The organism is Paraburkholderia sp. GAS206C (genome assembly GCF_050435645.1).
Lineage (GTDB): Bacteria > Pseudomonadota > Gammaproteobacteria > Burkholderiales > Burkholderiaceae > Paraburkholderia > Paraburkholderia phenazinium_B.
Map to the genome: position 1 here is coordinate 1 of NZ_JBNDKR010000017.1, position 21,021 is coordinate 21,021.

21 protein-coding genes are annotated in these 21,021 nt (G+C 62.4%); 14 read left to right on the forward strand and 7 right to left on the reverse strand.

Annotation, left to right across the window (positions count from 1 at the left end):
* Window positions 1-133: 133 nt before the first annotated feature.
* Window positions 134-910 (reverse strand): enoyl-CoA hydratase, encoded by a 777-nt coding sequence (locus tag P3T20_RS34955; protein WP_429289307.1) that lies wholly within the window; start codon window positions 908-910, stop codon window positions 134-136.
* Window positions 911-1,046: 136 nt separating this feature from the next.
* Here P3T20_RS34955 and paaN point away from each other — a divergent pair, with 136 nt between their 5' ends.
* The 4 genes from paaN to paaK all read left to right on the forward strand — a co-directional run bounded on the left by paaN (window position 1,047) and on the right by paaK (window position 5,599).
* On the forward strand, window positions 1,047-2,747 hold the full coding sequence (paaN, locus tag P3T20_RS34960; protein WP_429289308.1) for a phenylacetic acid degradation protein PaaN: 1,701 nt from the start codon (window positions 1,047-1,049) through the stop codon (window positions 2,745-2,747).
* 169 nt (window positions 2,748-2,916) lie between these two features.
* A complete protein-coding gene (gene paaG / locus P3T20_RS34965; protein ID WP_429289309.1) occupies window positions 2,917-3,708 on the forward strand; it encodes a 2-(1,2-epoxy-1,2-dihydrophenyl)acetyl-CoA isomerase PaaG in 792 nt (263 codons plus the stop codon).
* Window positions 3,709-3,820: 112 nt separating this feature from the next.
* Complete coding sequence (paaI, locus tag P3T20_RS34970) at window positions 3,821-4,213, forward strand: hydroxyphenylacetyl-CoA thioesterase PaaI (protein WP_429289387.1); 393 nt, start codon at window positions 3,821-3,823, stop codon at window positions 4,211-4,213.
* 81 nt (window positions 4,214-4,294) lie between these two features.
* Window positions 4,295-5,599 (forward strand): phenylacetate--CoA ligase PaaK, encoded by a 1,305-nt coding sequence (paaK, locus tag P3T20_RS34975; RefSeq protein ID WP_429289310.1) that lies wholly within the window; start codon window positions 4,295-4,297, stop codon window positions 5,597-5,599.
* A gap of 232 nt (window positions 5,600-5,831) precedes the next feature.
* On the opposite strand, the gene mltA is transcribed toward paaK, so the two are convergent.
* Window positions 5,832-6,983 carry a murein transglycosylase A gene (mltA, locus tag P3T20_RS34980; RefSeq protein ID WP_429289311.1) on the reverse strand — a complete coding sequence of 384 codons (1,152 nt, stop codon included), beginning with the start codon at window positions 6,981-6,983 and terminating at the stop codon, window positions 5,832-5,834.
* Here mltA and P3T20_RS34985 point away from each other — a divergent pair.
* Window positions 6,982-7,116 carry a hypothetical protein gene (locus tag P3T20_RS34985; protein ID WP_302050847.1) on the forward strand — a complete coding sequence of 45 codons (135 nt, stop codon included), beginning with the start codon at window positions 6,982-6,984 and terminating at the stop codon, window positions 7,114-7,116. The genes mltA and P3T20_RS34985 overlap by 2 nt on opposite strands.
* Before the next feature lie 33 nt (window positions 7,117-7,149).
* Here the strand turns inward: P3T20_RS34985 and apaG are convergent, their stop codons facing one another.
* Entirely contained in the window at window positions 7,150-7,524 is a 375-nt protein-coding gene (gene apaG / locus P3T20_RS34990) for a Co2+/Mg2+ efflux protein ApaG (RefSeq protein ID WP_074262575.1), read from the reverse strand.
* 208 nt (window positions 7,525-7,732) lie between these two features.
* Between apaG and rpe the strand changes: the two genes are divergently transcribed.
* The 8 genes from rpe (at window position 7,733) to P3T20_RS35030 (ending at window position 15,111) form a co-directional block, all read left to right on the forward strand.
* Complete coding sequence (gene rpe / locus P3T20_RS34995) at window positions 7,733-8,422, forward strand: ribulose-phosphate 3-epimerase (protein WP_429289312.1); 690 nt, start codon at window positions 7,733-7,735, stop codon at window positions 8,420-8,422.
* The gene (locus P3T20_RS35000) at window positions 8,419-9,159 is read left to right on the forward strand and encodes a phosphoglycolate phosphatase (protein ID WP_429289313.1); all 741 of its coding nucleotides are present in this window, start codon (window positions 8,419-8,421) and stop codon (window positions 9,157-9,159) included. Before rpe ends, P3T20_RS35000 begins: the two co-directional genes overlap by 4 nt.
* A 381-nt stretch (window positions 9,160-9,540) precedes the next feature.
* Complete coding sequence (trpE, locus tag P3T20_RS35005; RefSeq protein ID WP_429289314.1) at window positions 9,541-11,034, forward strand: anthranilate synthase component I; 1,494 nt, start codon at window positions 9,541-9,543, stop codon at window positions 11,032-11,034.
* 13 nt (window positions 11,035-11,047) lie between these two features.
* A complete protein-coding gene (locus P3T20_RS35010; protein WP_074262579.1) occupies window positions 11,048-11,641 on the forward strand; it encodes an aminodeoxychorismate/anthranilate synthase component II in 594 nt (197 codons plus the stop codon).
* A gap of 17 nt (window positions 11,642-11,658) precedes the next feature.
* Entirely contained in the window at window positions 11,659-12,690 is a 1,032-nt protein-coding gene (trpD, locus tag P3T20_RS35015; RefSeq protein WP_074262580.1) for an anthranilate phosphoribosyltransferase, read from the forward strand.
* A gap of 19 nt (window positions 12,691-12,709) precedes the next feature.
* Entirely contained in the window at window positions 12,710-13,495 is a 786-nt protein-coding gene (trpC, locus tag P3T20_RS35020; RefSeq protein WP_429289315.1) for an indole-3-glycerol phosphate synthase TrpC, read from the forward strand.
* A gap of 33 nt (window positions 13,496-13,528) precedes the next feature.
* Window positions 13,529-14,155, forward strand: coding sequence for a CYTH domain-containing protein (locus P3T20_RS35025; protein WP_429289316.1), 627 nt, complete (start codon window positions 13,529-13,531; stop codon window positions 14,153-14,155).
* 116 nt (window positions 14,156-14,271) lie between these two features.
* Window positions 14,272-15,111, forward strand: coding sequence for a uracil-DNA glycosylase (locus P3T20_RS35030; protein ID WP_429289317.1), 840 nt, complete (start codon window positions 14,272-14,274; stop codon window positions 15,109-15,111).
* Between the two features lie 46 nt (window positions 15,112-15,157).
* On the opposite strand, the gene P3T20_RS35035 is transcribed toward P3T20_RS35030, so the two are convergent.
* The 4 genes from P3T20_RS35035 to P3T20_RS35050 form a co-directional block, all read right to left on the reverse strand.
* The gene (locus P3T20_RS35035) at window positions 15,158-15,754 is read right to left on the reverse strand and encodes an FMN-dependent NADH-azoreductase (protein WP_429289318.1); all 597 of its coding nucleotides are present in this window, start codon (window positions 15,752-15,754) and stop codon (window positions 15,158-15,160) included.
* A gap of 163 nt (window positions 15,755-15,917) precedes the next feature.
* Window positions 15,918-17,708 (reverse strand): M61 family metallopeptidase, encoded by a 1,791-nt coding sequence (locus P3T20_RS35040; RefSeq protein ID WP_429289319.1) that lies wholly within the window; start codon window positions 17,706-17,708, stop codon window positions 15,918-15,920.
* Window positions 17,709-17,790: 82 nt separating this feature from the next.
* A complete protein-coding gene (locus tag P3T20_RS35045) occupies window positions 17,791-18,519 on the reverse strand; it encodes a DsbC family protein (RefSeq protein ID WP_074262586.1) in 729 nt (242 codons plus the stop codon).
* Window positions 18,520-18,624: 105 nt separating this feature from the next.
* Window positions 18,625-19,797, reverse strand: coding sequence for a UbiH/UbiF family hydroxylase (locus P3T20_RS35050; protein ID WP_429289320.1), 1,173 nt, complete (start codon window positions 19,795-19,797; stop codon window positions 18,625-18,627).
* A gap of 120 nt (window positions 19,798-19,917) precedes the next feature.
* On the opposite strand from P3T20_RS35050, the gene ychF reads away from it, so the two are divergent.
* The gene (ychF, locus tag P3T20_RS35055) at window positions 19,918-21,012 is read left to right on the forward strand and encodes a redox-regulated ATPase YchF (protein WP_074262588.1); all 1,095 of its coding nucleotides are present in this window, start codon (window positions 19,918-19,920) and stop codon (window positions 21,010-21,012) included.
* The last annotated feature ends 9 nt before the right edge of the window (window positions 21,013-21,021 follow it).

Sequence of the window (21,021 nt, forward strand, 5' to 3'; positions counted from 1 at the left end):
TGACCTGCCCAACCCGCCGAAAGCCTTGCCACTGCTGGCTCTCCCGCTCCCCGCGCTCCGCTGTCCGAAGCGCGAAAGAACGAGATTCTAGCGACACAGCACATGGCTTGCAAGCGTTATTTGGATAGCCTTATTACCGGTGCTTGAATACCGGTTTGCGCTTCTCCACGAAGGCCGCCATCCCTTCCTTCTGATCCTCAGTCGCGAACAGCGAATGAAACAGCCGGCGCTCGAAATGGACACCCTCTGCAAGCGTGGTTTCGTAGGCGCGATTCACCGACTCCTTGACCATCATGACTGCGGGCAAGGGGAACTCGGCGATCGTCGCCGCAGCAGCAACCGCTTCGTCGAGCAACGTTGCAGCGGAAACAACCCGTGACACCAGTCCTGCACGTTCTGCCTCGGCCGCATCCATAAAGCGCGCGGTCAGGCACAGATCCATTGCCTTCGCTTTCGACACTGCGCGCGGCAACCGTTGCGTACCGCCCGCACCCGGCATGATGCCGAGCTTGATTTCGGGCTGACCAAACTTGGCCGTATCTGCCGCGAGGATAATGTCGCACATCATCGCTAGTTCACAGCCACCACCAAGCGCAAAGCCAGCCACCGCCGCAATAATCGGCTTACGGATAGAGCGCACGGTTTCCCAGTTGCGCGTGATGTAGTCGCCCTTGTACACATCCATATAGGTGTAGGTCGCCATCATGCCGATATCGGCACCCGCAGCGAATGCCTTTTCGCTGCCCGTGATGACAATCGCTCCAATCTCATCGTCAGCGTCGAAGGTCTTCAAAGCCGCGCCCAACTCATCCATTAGCGCATCGTTCAACGCATTCAGCGCCTTCGGGCGATTCAGCGTGACAAGACCGACCCGCCCACGGGTCTCGATCAAAATATTCTCGTAAGCCATGCAGCCTCCTTTGTATGAAGAGTGAGTAGCGCGAAAACGCTTCGCACCGAGATCTTAATAATGCTAATATTGACCAACCAACCGGTCGGTCAATTATTCGACAGGATTTCTCCTAACCTTCAGCTTCCATTTCGCCATGACACACCCGCTATTTTCCAAGCACGAAGACACGTTGCAAAAGGCGCTCGCCGCCATCGAAACGCGCGGCTACTGGAGCCCATTCGTCGAGATGCCCAGTCCGAAAGTGTACGGGGAAACAGCGAACGCCGATGGCGAGGTGGCATTCAAGGCGCACCTGAATCAGGCCTTCAAACTGGACCAACCGACTACCGGCGAAACCGTCGGAGCCGAAATCTCGCCGTTTGGCTTTCCGCTCGGCATCCGCTACCCCAAAGCCGACCCCGACGCCCTGCTTGCCGCCGCCGCCGCCGCACAGGCAAGCTGGCGCGCCGCCGGCCCGAAAGCGTGGGTCGGCGTGAGCCTCGAAATTCTGGCGCGCGTAAATCGCGCAAGCTTCGAGATTGGTTACAGCGTCATGCACACAACGGGGCAAGCGTTCATGATGGCGTTTCAGGCAGGCGGCCCCCATGCCCAGGACCGCGCACTCGAAGCCGTCGTCTACGCATGGGATCAACTGCGTCGTATCCCGGCTGACGCCCACTGGGAAAAACCGCAAGGCAAAAATCCGCCACTTGCGATGCATAAGCGTTATACCGTCGTGCCACGTGGTACCGGCCTCGTACTCGGCTGCTGCACATTCCCAACATGGAACGGTTATCCGGGATTGTTCGCCGATCTCGCAACCGGCAACACGGTCGTCGTCAAACCACACCCGGGTGCCATTCTGCCGCTCGCTATTACCGTGCGCATCGCGCGCGACGTTCTGCGGGAAGCCGGCTTCGATCCGAACGTCGTCACCCTGCTCGCTACTAACCCGGATGACGGCGCGCTGGTCCAGGATCTCGCGTTGCGTCCTGAAATCAAGCTGATCGATTTCACCGGCAGCACGCAAAACGGTACCTGGCTCGAACGCCATGCACACCAGGCACAGGTGTACACAGAGAAAGCTGGCGTCAACCAGATCGTGATCGACTCGGTCGCCGATATCAAAGCCGTTGCGCGCAATATCGCTTTCTCGCTGGCGCTCTATTCCGGCCAGATGTGCACGGCGCCCCAAAACATCTATGTGCCACGTGACGGCATCCGCATCGCCGAAGGCACACTCAGCTTTGACGCGGTCGCGCAGGCTCTCGCCGAAGCCGTGCAAAAGCTGGTTGCCGATCCCGCCCGCGCCGTCGAACTGTTGGGCGCAATTCAGAATCAAGGCGTCGCCACGCGCGTCGACGAAGCTCGCAAGCTTGGCCGCGTGCTGGTGGAAAGCCAATCGCTCGAACATCCTGCCTTTGCTGGCGCCCGCGTGCTTACGCCGCTTGTCCTGCAACTCGACGCCGCCACCGACGCGGCGAAATTCTCCAAAGAATGGTTCGGCCCAATCTCGTTCGTCGTCGCGACAGACTCGACGATGCAGTCATTGCAGCTGGCCGGCAAGCTGGCCGCGGAGCACGGCGCACTTACTCTCTCGGTGTACAGCACGGATGAAGCCGTCATCGAAGCCGCTCACGAAGCCTCGATCCAAGGCGGCGTGGCGCTGTCCATCAATCTGACTGGCGGTGTTTTCGTCAATCAGTCGGCCGCATTCTCCGATTATCACGGCACAGGAGCAAACCCGGCAGCCAACGCAGCGCTCGCCGATGCAGCATTCGTGGCAAACCGTTACCGCGTGGTTCAGAGTCGTGTTCATGTTGAACCGAAAGCGGCGCCGGCGGCAGTCGGCTGAAAGTCATAAGCCGGAAAGAGTCGATGCGTCCTAGGCCATTTGGCCGAATGGAATACGCGGCCCACCATGCCTAACATGCCAAGGTATTGCACTTGCCATTGAGCGCGTCTGAAGCAGCTGTACCGCACTCAATGGCCATTCAAACGCTAGCAGGAGACAGGAGAAGCCGATGTCATATGAAGCGATCCGCGTCGATTTCGACGCTTCGAGCCGCGTTGCCACCGTGACGCTGAACCGCCCCGAGAAGCTCAACAGCTTCACGCGCTCCATGCATCAGGAACTGAGCGCCGCCCTCGACGAAGTCGTCGCTGGTGGAGCACGAGCCCTTGTGCTGACCGGTGCAGGCCGCGGCTTTTGCGCAGGGCAGGATCTTGCCGACCTCGACTTCACACCCAGCGCCATGACCGACCTGGGCGAGTTGATTGACGCTCACTTCAATCCACTGATCCGTCGCCTGCAAGCATTGCCCCTACCGGTAATCGCCGCCGTGAATGGCACAGCGGCCGGCGCGGGGGCAAATCTCGCACTTGCCTGCGACATCGTCCTCGCAGCACGTTCGGCCAGCTTTATCCAGGCGTTCGTGAAAATCGGTCTGGTGCCGGACTCCGGCGGCACATGGTTCCTGCCGCAGCGCGTCGGTATGGCCCGGGCGCTCGGGCTCTCCCTGACAGGCGACAAACTCAGCGCCGAGAAAGCCGAAAGCTGGGGACTCGTGTGGCAAGTCGTCGACGACGCGGACCTCGCCCCCACGTCCGCCAAACTGGCATCCCAACTAGCCCAGCAACCCACCCGTGCAATCGCCGCGATCAAGCACGCCATGCGCGCCAGCGTCACGCAAACGCTCGATCAGCAGCTCGACCTGGAGCGCGATCTGCAGCGCGAGCTGGGCGCATCCCATGACTACGCGGAAGGTGTGCAAGCGTTCATCGAGAAACGCGCACCGCGCTTCGAGGGCCGTTGAGATGTCCTTACAGCCCGAACACGCCGTCAACATCGCGCCCAAACCGGTCAGCAGCACGGTTAGCAGCGACGCGCTCTCGCCCGACGAACTGGCCCGTGCCACCGCGGATGCCATGTACGCCGCCGATGTCTGCAGCCGCGCGCTAGGACTGGAACTGCTGGAAGTCCGGCCCGGTTACGCGCGTCTACGCATGGTGGTGCGACCCGACTTCCTGAACGGCCACCAGATCTGCCATGGCGGCCTGATCTTCACGCTGGCCGACTCCACGTTCGCATTCGCCTGCAACAGCTACAACCTCAGCACGGTGGCATCGGGTTGTTCGATCGAGTTTCTGCGGCCGGTACAAGGCGGCGATGTGCTGACCGCCGAAGCCGTCGAGCAGACATTAAGCGGCCGAACAGGCATTTACGACATTCGCGTCACCAATCGCGCGGACGAAACCGTAGCGATGTTTCGCGGCAAATCTGCCCAGATCAGAGGCAGTGTGATTCCAACAGAAAGCTGAACCGGCAACCCGCGCGATACCCAAAGCCGAAGGCGGTCGCGCGCACCGCAACCCATTCTGAAAGAAGCAAGGAGACATTCGATGAACACCTCGCTCCCGCTCGAGCCGATCGAAACGGCGAGCCGCGACGAACTCGCCGCACTTCAGCTTGAACGACTGAAATGGTCGCTCACGCACGCTTATGAGAATTCGCCGGTCTATCGGCGCAAATTCGACGAGGCTGGCGTCCATCCAGGTGAGGTGAAGACGCTCGCGGACCTGTCGCGCTTTCCGTTCACCACCAAGAAGGATCTGCGCGATAACTATCCGTTCGGAATGTTCGCAGTCCCACAGGAGCAGGTATCGCGGATTCATGCGTCCTCAGGTACAACCGGCAAACCGACGGTGGTCGGCTACACGGCGCGGGACATCGACACATGGGCCAACGTAGTGGCCCGCTCGATCCGCGCGGCTGGCGCGCGGCGCGGTGACAAGGTGCACATAAGCTACGGCTACGGCCTGTTCACCGGCGGACTCGGCGCCCACTACGGGGCGGAACGTGCCGGCCTCACCGTGATTCCGTTCGGCGGCGGCCAGACCGAAAAGCAGGTTCAGCTCATTCAGGATTTCCGCCCTGACATCGTCATGGTGACGCCAAGCTATATGTTGTCGATCGCCGACGAGTTCGAGCGTCAGGGCATCGACCCTGCCCAATGTTCGCTGCGCATCGGCATCTTCGGGGCCGAGCCGTGGACCAACGACATGCGCGGCGCGATCGAAAAACGCATGGGCATCGACGCGGTCGACATCTACGGCCTCTCCGAAGTAATGGGACCGGGCGTGGCATCGGAATGTGCGGAGACCAAGGACGGCCCGACCATCTGGGAAGATCACTTTTATCCCGAGATCATCGATCCGGAAACCGGCAACGTGCTGCCAGACGGCGAACTGGGCGAACTGGTGTTCACCTCATTGACGAAAGAAGCCCTGCCGATCATCCGCTATCGCACCCGCGATCTCACACGACTGCTGCCCGGCACTGCCCGAACGATGCGCCGGATGGAAAAAATCACCGGTCGCTCGGACGACATGATGATCGTGCGCGGCGTGAACGTCTTCCCGACGCAAATCGAGGAGTTGCTGCTGAAACAGCACGTGCTCGCGCCGCACTATCAGATCGTTCTGACGAAAGAGGGTCCGCTCGATGTGCTGACACTGAACGTCGAAGCGTGCCCCGAGACAGCACCCGACACTGCAGCGCTCGCCGCGGCAAAACAGGCTTTGAGTTACGACATCAAGGCGTTGATCGGCATCAGCGCCGTGGTCAACGTGTTACCGGTGAACGGCATCGAACGCTCGGTGGGAAAAGCACGGCGTGTCGTGGACAAGCGTAAGGCGAGCGTCTGAGAACGTCGGCGGCGTTGTCCGCGGAGGGAGAGGTAGCGGGGGACGGAGGTAGCGGTGAAGGTAGCGGCAGCCTAGCGAGTCGGGCGTGCCGGCGGTCGTGGATAGCCGCCTAAGCCTGCTGCTCTAGCGACCTGGCGCTCCAGCCCCAACACCGCTTAACCTCAACCTGCCCAGCAGCCTCGGCATCGCCCACAACCATCCACGCACTCCGCCGCCGCCCTACCCCAAAAAATCACGAATTCGGCAACAACAACCACATCCGCCCGGCCTGCCTCATCTTCCCAGCCAGGTCGCCCGCATCATCACCAAGGCCCCAGAAATAATCCGCCCGCACACCACCCTTGATGGCCGACCCCGTATCCTGCGCAAAAACCAGACGGTTCATCGGCGAATTGGTCAACGGACGAGTAGTCTGCAAAAACACGGGCGTCCCTAGCGGAATCGAAGACGGGTCGACGGCAATCGACCGCTCCGGTGTCAAAGGCACGCCCAAGGCGCCGATTGGACCATCGGCCCCGCCGCCCGAAGTACCCTCCGCGGAAGGCATCTCACGGAAGAAAACAAAGCGCGGATTCGTATCCAGCAGCGCGTCGACACGCGTCGGATTCGCGCGCGCCCACGCCTTGATCCCCTGCATCGTGGCCTGAGACGGCGTCAGCTCGCCGCGATCGAGCAACCAACGCCCAATCGACTTATACGGCTGATTGTTGGTGCCGCCAAAGCCGAGCCGCATGACGCTGCCGTCTTCCATCACGATGCGTCCCGACCCTTGCACCTGCAGGAAAAACGCTTCGATCGGATCGTCGACCCAGACAAGTTCATTGCCATTGAGCACACCCGAGCGCTCAAGCTGTGCCCGGCTCGGCATCTCAGCGCCGGGACGATAACCCGCTGGCCACCGATATAACGCCGTCTGATAAACACCATGCTGGGTCCGCGAGCCACGCAGCAACGGCTCGTAGTAACCGGTCACCAGTCCATCGAGCGTGCCGTCGGTATTCGAGAACTGGAACGGGGTGAAGTAGGCTTCGAAGAAAGCGCGGGCGCTCGTCAGATCCAGATCGTCGATCTGCGCCGCCGCCGCACAGGCGCGTTGCCAGTTCGGCAGACGCGCGAGCCGCACGCAGTTCTGCCGCAGCGCGGCCGTCGCCCCGATCAGCGAGTCATCCTGCCAGCCCGGCACCTGTTGCCACGCTACCTGCGTGAGCCTCGCCGCAGCCACCTGACCGGGAACAAACGCCGCGCCGGTCGGCGGCCCGGACGGCCGCACCACACCGCCGCCTCCGCACGAAGCCAGCATCACCGCAACCGAAAGCGCCCCCAGCCAGCCGCCGACCGCGCGGACAAAACCCCTACAATGTTCGTACTTGATGGAAACCGCCATGTCTGATCTGTTCGACGAATACCCGATGCTCATGCTCGTACCGGAATTGCTGATAGCGCTCTTCCTGGTCGTCTTCATCGTTATCTATATGTCGTCCGGCAAGAAGAAAGCGAACCGCGACAAACAACGCTAGCGCTGTTTAAAGACCGAAAGCAACGCCGCCGGTTCAATGCAGCGTGCGCGGCATGCGCAGGACAAATTCCGGCACCGGCGCTTCAAAGCGCTCGCCGTCTTCGGCGACGCAGAAATACTCTCCGCGCATGGTGCCGACAGGCGTCGCAATCACGGCCCAACTCGTATATTCGAATTGCTCGCCCGGCTTGAGCAGCGGCTGGTGACCGACCACGCCCAGTCCCTTCACCTCCTGCTCGTGCTTGTCGCTGTCGGTGATCACCCAATGGCGCGCAATCAGTTGTGCCGGCACCTGACCGCTGTTGCGGATAGTCAGCGTGTAGGCGAACGCATACTGGCGGCGTTCCGGGTCCGACTCGTCGGGCAGGTACTGGACCTGCGCCGCTACGCTGAATTCGTACTGGCTCATCCTGATTCCGGTCTGGTGAAGCGGTGTCGTGAAAGGCTGCGAGAGGCTCGGGCGCCCATGCCGTCAGGCGCGCCGGCAAAGGCTTCATTATTGTCCCGCATTCTGCTTTATGCACGGCATGCCCGCAACCCGGCCGTCCCGTCCGGACACGGCCCGGAAACCCACAAGACGGTAAAATGGGTTTTTCCGCCTACCGCCCGCCACCGCCATGACGCAATTTCGCATCTCCCCCAGCATTCTGTCGGCCGACTTCTCGCGGCTCGGCGAAGAAGTCCGCAGTGTCATCGCCGCCGGCGCCGACTGGATCCACTTCGACGTAATGGACAACCATTACGTGCCGAACCTGACTATCGGTCCGCTCGTCTGCGAGGCGCTCCGTCCGCACTGCAGCGTGCCGATCGACGTGCATCTGATGGTGCGCCCCGTCGACCGGATCGTGCCCGACTTCGCCAAGGCGGGCGCCAACGTGATCAGCTTTCACCCTGAAGGCTCGGACCACATCGACCGCACACTGTCGCTGATCCGCGATCACGGCTGCAAGGCCGGTCTCGTGTTCAATCCGGCCACCACGCTGAGCCACCTCGATTACGTCATGGACAAGGTCGATCTGGTGCTGATCATGTCGGTGAATCCGGGTTTTGGCGGCCAGTCGTTCATCCCCGAAGCGCTCGTCAAGTTGCGAGAGGCCCGCAAGCGCATCGACGCGTACAAGGAAAAAACCGGCCGCGAGATTCATCTCGAAGTGGACGGCGGCGTGAAGATCGACAACATCGCCGCGATCGCGGCAGCGGGCGCGGACACCTTCGTAGCCGGCTCGGCCATTTTCGGCCACCACGACTACAAGACGATCATCGCCGAGATGCGCGCCGAACTGGCGAAAGTCGAGCAGCGCGCATGACGGCAAGCGCAACGCCGCAGTTTGCCGCGCCCGTGTTCAGCGGCCCGCGTATTCTCGCGGCGATCATCGACCTGGACGGCACGATGGTCGACACCGCCGACGACTTCACAGCAGGTCTGAACGGCATGCTCGCCCAACTCGATGCGGCGGAAACCTCGCGCGAGGAAGTGGTGGGTTATGTCGGCAAGGGCTCGGAGCATCTGATCCGAAGCGTGCTCGCGCCGCGCTTCGAGGCGGCCCAGGCACAGGACCGTTTCGACGAGGCACTCGCGATTTACCAGGAAGAGTACGCCCGGATCAACGGCCACCATACGCGACTGTACCCGGACGTCGAGGCCGGCCTGAAAGCCATGCGCGACGCCGGCCTCAAGCTCGCGTGCGTGACGAACAAGCCGTACCGATTCGCTGTAGAACTCCTGGAGCAATACGGGCTCGCCAGCTATTTCAGCGTCGTGCTCGGCGGCGACAGTTTGTCGAAAAAGAAGCCGGATCCGCTGCCGATGCTCACCGCCTGCGCGCAATTGCAGGTCGAGCCCGAGGCGACGGTAGCGATCGGCGACTCCGAAAACGACGCGCTGGCCGGCCGCGCAGCGGGCATGGCGACGCTAACCGTGCCCTACGGATACAACCATGGCCAGGCTATACAAACAATAAAATCGGATGGTATAGTTGCCTCGCTGCTCGAAGCCGCCAAGGCCATTGCAGCGCAACACGCAGCTCACCATACATCGACTTAACAAGTCCATCATCCTCATGTTTCTGAACAAAAAACGGAGTCTGAGCAGCATCGACCGGGGAGCCTGGCCCTGGCGTCGCTGGTCGCGCTAACCTCGCCTGAGGTACGCTGAAGCTCGTCTTCGGCACCGTTTTTTGCTTCGCTGCGCTCACGCGCCTTTCCCAGTAGTTCTCGTTGCATCGGTTCATGCGGCCGTCGCGTACCTTAGGTACCGTGGCGCCGCCCGTCCCGTACACGCTTCGTGGGAAAGCTCGCGCCGGTTGGCCTAACCTTGTCTTAAGCATCGCCAGACCAGGCTTCGCCCAAACCGGCCACGTAGACAGCGCATCGCCCCGCTTTGTCCGTCGCACGCCGCGCACGGACCTATGAACAGGATCGGAACATGACCGAACTCGAATTCCAGTCCCTCGCGAACGAGGGCTATAACCGCATCCCGCTGATCGCCGAAGCGCTCGCCGACCTGGAAACGCCGCTGTCGCTGTATCTGAAGCTCGCGCAGCCCGAGCGCAATGGCGCCAACTCGTTCCTGCTGGAATCCGTGGTGGGTGGCGAACGGTTCGGACGCTATTCGTTCATCGGCCTGCCGGCCCGCACGCTGCTGCGCACCCGCAACGGGGTATCGGAAGTGGTGCGCGACGGTAGCGTGGTCGAAACGCACGAAGGCGACCCGCTTGACTTCATCCAGCAATTCCAGGGGCGCTTCAAAGTGGCGCAACGCCCGGGATTGCCGCGTTTTGCAGGCGGTCTCGCAGGGTATTTTGGTTATGACGCGGTCCGCTACATCGAGAAGAAACTTGCGCACAGCGCGCCGCCAGACGACCTGAACCTGCCGGACATCCAGTTGCTGCTGACCGAAGAAGTCGCGGTGATCGATAACCTCGCGGGCAAGCTATACCTCGTGGTCTACGCCGATCCCACCACGCCCGAGGCCTACACCCGCGCCAAACAACGTCTGCGCGATCTGCGTCAACGCCTGCGCACGACCGTGCAGCCGCCAGTGACTTCGGCGAGCGTACGCACCGAAACCTACCGCGAATTCGCCAAAGACGATTACCTCACCGCTGTGCGCAAGGCGAAGGAATACATCGCCGCCGGCGAGCTGATGCAGGTACAGGTCGGCCAACGTCTGACGAAACCGTATCGCGACAATCCGCTTTCGCTATACCGAGCGCTGCGTTCGCTGAACCCGTCGCCGTACATGTATTACTACAACTTCGGCGACTTCCACGTGGTCGGCGCATCGCCGGAAATCCTGGTGCGTCAGGAAAAGCGCGGTGAGGATCGTATCGTCACCATCCGCCCGCTCGCCGGTACCCGTCCGCGCGGCAACACGCCCGAGCGCGACGCCGAACTCGCCACCGAACTGCTGAACGACCCGAAGGAAATCGCCGAGCACGTCATGCTGATCGACCTCGCGCGTAACGACGTGGGCCGCATCGCGAAGATCGGCTCGGTGGTCGTCACCGACAAGATGGTGATCGAAAAGTACTCGCACGTGCAACACATCGTGAGTTCGGTCGAAGGCAAGCTGAAACCCGGCACCACCAATTTCGACGTGCTGCGCGCCACCTTCCCGGCCGGCACGCTGTCCGGCGCGCCGAAGGTCCGAGCGATGGAGCTGATCGACGAACTCGAACCGGTCAAGCGAGGCCTGTATGGCGGCGCGGTCGGCTACCTCTCGTTCACCGGCGAAATGGATCTGGCCATCACGATCCGCACGGGTGTGATCGCCAACGGCAATCTGTATGTGCAGGCGGCAGCGGGTATCGTCGCTGATTCGGTGCCCGAATCCGAATGGCAAGAGACCGAAAACAAGGCGCGCGCGGTATTGCGCGCCGCCGAGCAGGTGCAAGACGGCCTCGATAGCGACTTCTGACCGGAGACAGACCATGCTGCTGATGATCGACAACTACGACTCATTCACCTACAACCTGGTCCAGTACTTCGGCGAACTCGGCGAAGACGTTCGGACCTACCGCAACGACGAGATCACGCTGGACGAGATCGCGAAGCTCAATCCCGAGCGGATTTGCCTGTCGCCCGGACCGAGCAACCCGCAACACGCGGGCATCACGCTCGACGTGCTGCGCGAGTTCTCGGGCAAGTATCCGATCCTCGGCGTGTGCCTCGGCCATCAGGCCATCGGCGAAGCATTTGGCGGTCGTGTCGTGCGCGCGCAGACCATCATGCACGGCAAGGTGAGCACGATCGAAACCGACTGCAAAGGCGTCTTCGCCGACCTGCCGAAGCACTTCGTCGTGACGCGTTATCACTCGCTCGCCATCGAGCGCGAGTCGTTGCCCGATTGCCTCGAAGTATCCGCATGGACCGACGACGGCGAGATCATGGGCGTGCGTCACAAGGAACTGGCCGTCGAAGGCGTGCAGTTCCACCCGGAATCGATCCTGTCCGAACACGGCCACGCACTGCTCGAGAACTTCGTGAAGCAGTCGAAAGCCGCTTCAGCGAAACGCAACGCTTGATCACCCGAGGCGAAATCATGACGATTACCCCCCAGGAAGCGTTGCAGCGCACGATCGAGCACCGCGAGATTTTCCACGACGAGATGCTGCATCTGATGCGCCTCATCATGCGCGGCGAGCTATCGCCGGTGATGGCGGCCGCAATCATCACGGGACTGCGCGTCAAAAAAGAGACCATCGGCGAAATCACCGCGGCCGCCACGGTGATGCGTGAGTTTGCCCGGCACGTTGAGGTGCAGGACAACTCGAACTTTGTCGATATCGTCGGAACTGGCGGCGACGGCGCGCACACGTTCAACATCTCCACGGCGACGATGTTCGTCACGGCCGCGGCCGGCGCCAAGGTCGCGAAGCACGGCGGGCGCAGCGTATCGAGCAAGTCGGGTAGCGCGGATGTGCTCGAAGCGCTCGGCGTCAATATCGATCTGCAGCCGGAACAAGTGGCGGCCTCGATTGCAGAAACCGGCATGGGTTTCATGTTCGCGCCGAACCATCACCCGGCCATGAAGAATATCGCCCCGGTGCGTCGCGAACTCGGCGTGCGGACCCTCTTCAACATCCTCGGACCGTTGACCAACCCGGCCAGCGCGCCGAACCAGTTGATGGGCGTGTTCCATGGGGACCTGGTTGGCATCCAGGTGCGTGTGATGCAGCGCCTTGGCGCCAAGCACGTGCTGGTCGTCTACGGCATGGACGGCATGGACGAGGTTTCGCTGGGCGCGGCAACGCAAGTCGGCGAACTGCGCAACGGGGAGATTCTGGAGTACGAGATTCACCCGGAAGACTTCGGCATGCAGATGGTCTCGAACCGCTCGCTGAAAGTGGCTGATGCCACCGAATCCAAGCTGATGCTGCTCGAAGCGCTCGATAACAAACCGGGCGTGGCGCGCGAGATTGTCACACTGAACGCCGGCACAGCGCTCTATGCTGCGAATGTGGCGGCCTCGATCGCGGACGGCATCGAACTGGCGCGCGAAGCGATCGCAAACGGCAAGGCGCGGGCGAAGGTCGACGATCTGGTTCGCTTCACCCAGCAATTCAAGCACTAAATTCTGTATCGAGAAATCTATGAGCGATATTCTGGAACGCATCATCGACGTCAAGCGCCAGGAGGTCCGCGCGGGGCAACTGAGCGCACCGCTCGAGGAACTGCGCCTCGAAGCCTCGGCGCGCGACAAGCGCGACTTTGTCGGCGCGCTGCGCGCCAAACATGCCTCGGGTCAGGCCGCGGTAATCGCCGAAGTGAAGAAGGCGAGCCCTTCAAAGGGCGTGCTACGCGAGCATTTCGTGCCGGCTGAGATTGCGCGTTCGTATGCGAAGCACGGCGCCGCCTGCCTGTCCGTCCTCACCGACGTGCAGTTTTTCCAGGGCAGCGCCGCCTACCTGGAACAAGCGCGCGCCGCCTGCGACCTGCCGGTCCTGCGCAAAGACTTCATCATCGATCCGTATCAGATCGTCGAAGCGCGCGCGATGGGCGCCGACGCGATCCTGCTGATCGCCGCCGCGCTCGAAACCTCGCAGATGCAGGATCTCGAAGCGCTCGCGCATTCGCTGGGGCTCGCGGTACTCGTCGAAGTGCATGACAGGAACGAGTTGATGGAAGCGCTGACGCTGAAGACGCCGCTGATCGGCGTCAACAACCGCAATCTGCGCACGTTCGAAACATCGATCGAAACGACCATCGGCATGCTCGACCTGATCCCGGAGGATCGCATCGTCGTGACCGAATCGGGCATCCTGGCACGCGCGGACGTGGATCGCCTGCGCGAGATGGATGTGCATACGTTCCTCGTCGGCGAAGCGTTCATGCGGGCCGAGGAACCGGGCGCAGAACTTGCGCGGATGTTTTTCTGAGCTTCGTTTTGAGCTAACCAGGAAAACACCGCCATGGGCATGGAACGTGAAATCAAGCTGGCATTGGCCGCCGACCAGATAGACGCGGCGACGCGCTGGTTCGTCGCACGCACCGGCACCGCGGGCCGTCCAATCGCGCTTGCCAATATCTACTTCGACACGCCCGCTCTGACGTTGGCGCGCTCGAAAAGCGCGCTGCGCCTTCGTCACACGCCGGACGGCTGGCTGCAAACCTTCAAGACCGCCGGCAATGCAAGCGCCGGCATGCACAGCCGACACGAGTGGGAAATGCCGGTAGCCGGCGAGAAGCTGGAGATCGACGCGCTGCTGCACGCCTGCGACGAACCCACGGTGGCCGCCGCGCTGCGCGGCGCCGCCCCGGACCTGATCGAACTGTTCCGTACGAATTTCACCCGCACTCTGTGGCAGGTGGCGCACAACGGCGCCACGGTGGAAGCGGCAATCGATCAGGGCGACGTGATCGCCGAGGTCGATGGTGAAACACGCCGCGCACCGATTCTCGAAGTCGAACTTGAGTTGAAAAGCGGAGACGAAGCCGCACTGCATGCGCTGGCGGACGAACTCCGCGCCAAGGTCCCCGGACTCGCGCCGGACGATGTCAGCAAGGCGCAACGCGGGTATCGGCTGCGGGAGCAGTAAGAGCGCTTGCTCTGCCTCAACGCTGACACCGAGCAATGCGCGAGACCTGACGCCGCAGCACGGCCTCTGACCGCATGCCTTGAGCTACGCCCAGTTTGCTGCGACACTTGCGCGTCATGAACTCCGCCTCCCGTACCCGTTCCCCCTCGTCGCAAGCCTCGCTGTTTGGCGACGAATCGTCCGATCACCCTGCTGAAGCGCAAACGCCGGCCACGTCATCCATGAAGTCCACGTCTACGCCCACGCTCGAAGCCCAATTCGATGCGTTGCCGCCTGCATGGCGAACCCATCTGCGACCGTTCATCGAGAGCGATGCGTACGACTCGTTATGCCGTTTCGTCGACGGCGAGCGCGCTGCGGGCAAGACGGTTTATCCCGCCGACGTATTCCGCGCACTGCGCCTCACCAGTCCGGACGAGGTCAAAGTCGTGATCCTCGGCCAGGATCCTTACCACGGTGAAGATCGCGGCACACCGCAGGCTCACGGGCTGGCGTTCTCGGTACCGCCGGCTGTGCGTCCGCCGCCGTCGCTGCGCAATATCTTCAAGGAAATTGCCGCGAGTCTGGGCCACGAGCCGCCGCGTCACGGCTGCCTTGATGCCTGGGCAAAACAGGGCGTGCTGCTGCTGAACACCGTGCTGACCGTCGAGCGCGACTCGGCGGCAAGCCACGCGAAACGCGGCTGGGAGAAGTGCACGGACACGCTGATCCACGAACTGGCGCAGCGTCACGACGGCCTCGTGTTCATGCTGTGGGGCGCGCACGCACAAGCCAAGCGGGCCTTGCTCGGCGGAAAATCACACTACGTGCTGGAGGCGCCGCATCCGTCGCCGCTGTCGGCGCATCGGGGCTTTCTCGGTTGCGGGCACTTTGCGCTCGCTAACGAGTACCTCACCGAACACAAGCGTCAGCCGATCGACTGGCGTCTGCCCAACGAAGCGCAGACGCTCGCTTAGTAACAAAAGGCGACACGCGACGACGCGGATCACCTCTGCGCGAACCTTAGAACGCGGCGATCGCTTCGCGTGCGCCGGCCAGAGCGGCGGTCGCTGCATCCGGGCCCATGTTCAGGCCTTCAGCGTAGATGAAGTTCACGTCGGTCATGCCGAGGAAGCCCAGGAAGGCCTTCAGATACGGCGTTTGGCTGTCGTTCGGGGTGCCGAGATACTTGCCGCCGCGTGCCGAAACCACGAACACCTTCTTGCCCTTCACAAGGCCTTCAGGGCCGGTTTCCGTGTACTTGAACGTGATGCCAGCGCGAGCGATGAAGTCGAAGTACGTCTTCAGTTGCGACGACACACCGAAGTTGTACATCGGCGCGCCGATCACGATGATGTCGGCCGCTTGCAGTTCGGCGATCAGCGCTTCGCTGCGGGCAGAGATGGCAGCCTGTTCCGGCGTGCGTTGATCAGCCGGCGTGAAGAACGCGCCAAGGATCGCATCGTCGAGGTGGGGCAGCGGTTCAGCTTGCAGGTTACGGACGACGACTTGCGCGCCCGGATTCGATTGTTGCAGCTTCTCAGTCAGTTCGTTGACGAGCAGCGTCGATTGAGCGCCTTGCGAGCGGGCTGCCGAGTTGATTTGCAGGATCGTGGTCATGGTTGACTCCAGTAGGGGCGCGCAGTGTTGCGCGAGTGGAGCCATTGTGTTTTTTTACCGGCCCGCGAAAAAGCCGTGCGGCAGCGAAGGATTGTTGCATGGGTAGAACAATCCGACGCCGAATCTCGCGATTTAAGCAGACTGAAAGGACGTTTCGCCGCCTTCAGGCCGCCAGCCAACGCTCGCGCCAGTTGCGCGCCGCCGTGCGCCTGTCGGTGACGGTCAGCGAATAGCGCGACACCTCAGGACCGTCCAGCTTGACTTGCACGGTGCGCAGCTCGTCGCGGCGGAACGCGTGCACTTCCACTTTTGCACCCGGCAGATAGCGCGAGAGCAGCGCGTCAAGATTCGCGCCAGTCACCCGCAGGCCGTCAATCGCCACCAGCACGTCGCCCGCGGAAAGCCCGGCTTTCTGCGCTGCGCTGCCGTCGTGGACGGCGGCGAGCGTGCAATCCCCGCCGCCGCGCACGCGGGCGCCGAGCGTTGGCCTGGCGTTCTTGTCCCGCTCCGGAGCGAGCGAAACGCCAAACGGCTCGAGCATTGTCTCGAGCGGCAGATCGCGCGTGCTGCGCACCGCCTGTTCGAATAGCACGCCAAGGTCAGCGCCGGTTGCCTCGACGAAAAGCTCTTCGACCTCGTCCTCAGACACACCGACCGGCTTGCCGCGATAGAAGTCGCGTCCGAAACGCTGCCACAGAAGGCGCATCACGTCATCGAGCGACTTGCGGTTGTTGGTCTGCGCGCGAATCGTCAAATCAAACGCCAGCGCGACCAGCGAACCCTTCGTGTAATAGCTGACGATCGCGTTCGGCGCATTCTCGTCCTGCCGGTAGTACTTCACCCAGGCATCGAACGAGCTTTCCGCGACGGTCTGCTTCAGGCGGCCGCTGCCCCGCATCACGCCGCCCACCACCTTGCCGAGCAGCGCGAAATATTCTTCCGGCGAGATAAGACCGGTGCGCACCAGAATCAGATCGTCGTAGTACGACGTGAACCCTTCGAACAGCCACAGCAGCGAGGTGTAGTTCTCACGCGTCAGATCGTACGGCGCGAAGGCGGCCGGCTTGATGCGCTTCACGTTCCACGTGTGGAAGTATTCGTGGCTGCACAGGCCGAGGTACGTCCGGTAGCCTTCCGTGGTCTGCGGGCGGCCTTCAACCGGCAGATCGCTCCGGTTGCAGATCAGCGCAGTCGAAGCGCGATGCTCGAGTCCGCCGTAGCCATCGCTCACGGCCTGGGTCATGAATACATAGCGTTCGACCGGCGCCTTCTTCGATTTCGGCTCGAACAAGGCAATCTGCGCTTCGCAGATGCGCTTCAGATCCGCGGCGAGACGCGCCATATCGAGCGCGACCACGCGGCCGGCAATCACAATGTCGTGCGGCACGCCATGCGCCTTGAAGGTCGCCAGCGCAAATTCGCCGAGCGTCACCGGATGGTCGGCCAGTTCGTCATAGTTCTGCGCGCTGTACTCACCGAAGCCGTAGCGTCGGGTACCGCGCGCTTCCGGCAACGCCGTGGCGACGCGCCAGCTCCGGTAAGCCGGGCCGGCCGGCTTCTGGATGTCCACCAGACACGGCGCATCCTCATGGCCCACGGCCGCAAGGAACACGCTGGTGCCGTTGAAGAACCCCGTCGTATCGTCCAGATGCGCCGCCCGCACCGACATATCCCACGCGTACACCTCGTAGCGCAGCGTCAGCGGACCGTTGACCGGCGCGGCTTGCCACGTCTGCTTGTCGGTCTTCTCCACCCGCACCTTGCGCCCGGCTTCGTTGACCGCGCGCAGCGTGACGATATTGCGGGCGAATTCGCGCACCATGTAACTGCCGGGAATCCACACCGGCAGCATGAAACGCTGACCAGAAGGATCAGGATCGGCAACGGTGATGGTGACTTCGAACAGGTGGGCGGCGGGTTGCTTCGGAACGATGCTGTAGCGGATCGGCTTCATCGGCGGGGTAGGTTAGAAAAATCAGGGGTCCAGAAATGGCAGGAGGCGCAAAGTGCGCCTCCGGTTCGACGGTGCAAGCAGTTTAGTGCACCGAGGAGAGTTCTTTGTCCAGCCGGTCGGCCGGCACCGCGCCTGGCAGGCGGCGGCCGTCGGCGAGGAAGATGGTGGGCGTGCCGTCCACGTTCATGGCGTGGCCAAGATCGAGGTTCTTTTCGATGGCGGCTGTGTCACAGGTGCCTGCGGCGGTCGGCGCCTGACGGTCCTGCATCCACGATTCCCAGGCCTTGGCGCGATCCGACGAACACCAGATCGACTTCGATTTCACCGTCGAATCCGGCGACAGCACCGGATACAGGAAGGTGTATACGGTGACGTTGTCGATAGACTTCAGCGTGGTTTCGAGCTGCTTGCAATACGGGCAGTTCGGATCCGAGAACACCGCCATCTTGCGGCTGCCATTGCCCTTCACCACCTTCACCGCGTTCGCGAACGGCAGGCTCGCAAAGTCGATGCGGTTGGTTTCGGACAAGCGTGCTTCAGTCAGATTCTTGCGGGTCTTCGCGTCGACGATATCGCCGAGCAGCAGGTAGTCGCCGTTCGCGTCGCTATAGACGATCTGCGTGCCAAGGTTGATCTCGTACAACCCGGCAATCGGCGATTTCGAGATGCTCTTGATGGTCGCGTCGTCGCCGAGACGAGCCTGCAAGGTGGCCTTAAGTTTGTCGGTGGCCTGGTCGGCCTGCGCGGAGCAGCCGAGTGTCGCGACGGCCACGGCAAGGGTGAGCGCGGCGATTCGGAGGTGCTTTTTCATACTGGATATCCTGGTTCATTCGAACACGCATCACGCGTCTTCGCTTGGTACGTCTCGGACAGGCGGGCGGCCCACCCGTTCATCATACTCGCGCGCCGTGCCCTCTTAGCCCAAAGCCGCCGAAACGAGCCAGCGCTTGATTAGCGGCTGCGCGCCTACGAAAGCCATGCCCGTGTTGCGCAGGACGCGGGCAACCGGGCCCGGAACGGAGAACAGCTTTTGCAGGCCATCGGTGGCGACCATCAGCGCGCGGATGTCTTCGCGGCGTGCCCGTTCGTAACGCCGCAGCAATACGGTGTCGCCGAGATCACGGAACGCTTCCTTGCCGGCGATCGTATCGGCGAGCGCCGCGACGTCACGCAGTCCAAGATTCATGCCTTGTCCCGCGAGCGGATGGATCAGGTGCGCGGCGTCGCCCACCAGGGCGACCCGCGGTGCAACGAGCCGGTCGACGGTTTGCAGCGCGAGCGGAAAACCCTGCGCCGGGGTCACGCAGTCGAGCGCGCCCACCTGGCCGCCCGTGATGCGTTCGACTTCCGCGGCGAGCTGCGCAGGATCGAGCGCGAGGAGTTCCTGCGCATGCTCGGTACGCGCCGACCAGACGAGCGAAACGTGTCCATCAGGCAGCGGCAGCAGCGCGATGATCTCGCCGTCCTTGAACCACTGATAGGCCGTTTCGCCGTGCGGTTTTTCGGCCTTGAAATTGGCGACCACGCCGGTCTGTTTATAGTCCTGGCGGATGACCTTCGACCCGATCTGCGCACGTACCCAGGAGTGGGCGCCGTCCGCGCCGACCACCAGATCCGCGTCAAGCATTTTGCCGTTGGCAAGACCGATGGTCGCGCCGCCCGGCTTCACGTCGAGCCCCTGGGCGCGCGAGTCGATCCATTCGAGACTCGGCTGGAACCGCAGCGCGGCATCGAGCGCGCGCTCGATCAGCGACGATTCCGCGATCCACGCCAGTTGTGGCACGGACGCCTGAAACGCCGAGAAGTGCAGCTCGGCGTGGGCGTCGCCATAGACCCGCATGTCGTAGACCGGGCCGAGGCGTGCGGTGTCGAGCGCCTGCCAGACCCGCAGCCGCTCAAGCAGGGCCTGCGAACTGGAGGACAGCGCATAGACCCGCGCATCGAAAATCGAACCGGCCGGCAGCGGCGCACACGGTTGCGCCAGCAGGCCGACGCGCAGGCCGCCCTGCGCCAACGCGAGCGCCGCAGTCTTGCCGACGAGCCCGCCGCCGATCACGGCGACGTCAAAGGTCTGGAGGTGAGCAGTCATGCCCGCATTATAGCTGCGGGGGGTGGCGGGGCCGGATCGTGGATGCGCGAAGGCGACGCCGGACAGGGTTACAATTGCGGATTCCGTGATTCACGTCATGCATCAGTCTAGAGAAACCCCATGAGCCTCAAATGCGGCATCGTCGGCCTGCCTAACGTCGGCAAGTCCACCCTGTTCAACGCGCTAACCAAGGCGGGCATTGCCGCCGAAAACTATCCGTTCTGCACGATCGAGCCGAATGTCGGCATCGTCGAAGTGCCGGACGCGCGGCTGAAGGCGCTCGCCGACATCGTCAAACCCGAGCGCATCATGCCGGCCGTCGTGGAATTCGTCGATATCGCCGGCCTTGTCGCCGGCGCGAGCAAGGGTGAAGGGCTTGGCAACCAGTTCCTCGCCAACATCCGCGAAACCGACGCCATCACGCACGTTGTGCGCTGCTTCGAAGACGATAACGTGATTCACGTCGCCGGCAAGGTGGATCCGCTGTCGGATATTGAAGTCATCAACACCGAACTGGCGCTGGCCGATCTGGCGACGGTCGAAAAGTCGCTTTCGCGTTATTCGAAGGCTGCTAAATCGGGCAACGACAAGGAAGCAATCAAGCTCGCCGCGGTGCTGGAAAGGGTCCGTGCGCAACTCGACCAGGCCAAGCCGGTGCGCGCGCTCGACCTGTCGGATGAAGAGCAGGTGCTCCTCAAGCCGTTCTGCCTGATCACCGCCAAGCCGACGATGTACGTCGCCAACGTGAAGGAAGACGGCTTCGATAACAACCCGCATCTGGACGCCGTACGCAAGTTCGCGGACGCTGAGAAGGCGCCGGTCGTCGCGGTATGCGCGGCCATCGAAGCGGAAATCGCCGATCTGGAAGACGAAGACAAGCAGGTTTTCCTCGCCGACCTGGGCATGGAAGAGCCGGGCCTCAATCGCGTGATCCGCGCCGGTTTCAAACTACTCGGTCTGCAGACGTACTTCACCGCTGGCGTGAAGGAAGTGCGGGCGTGGACGATCCATATCGGCGACACGGCACCGCAGGCTGCGGGCGTGATTCACACTGACTTCGAACGTGGCTTCATCCGTGCACAGACGATTGGCTTCAATGACTTCGTGGCTTACAAAGGTGAGCAAGGCGCGAAGGAAGCCGGCAAGATGCGGGCGGAAGGTAAGGAATATGTCGTGCACGACGGGGATGTGATGAATTTCCTGTTTAACGTGTAAACGGCGATC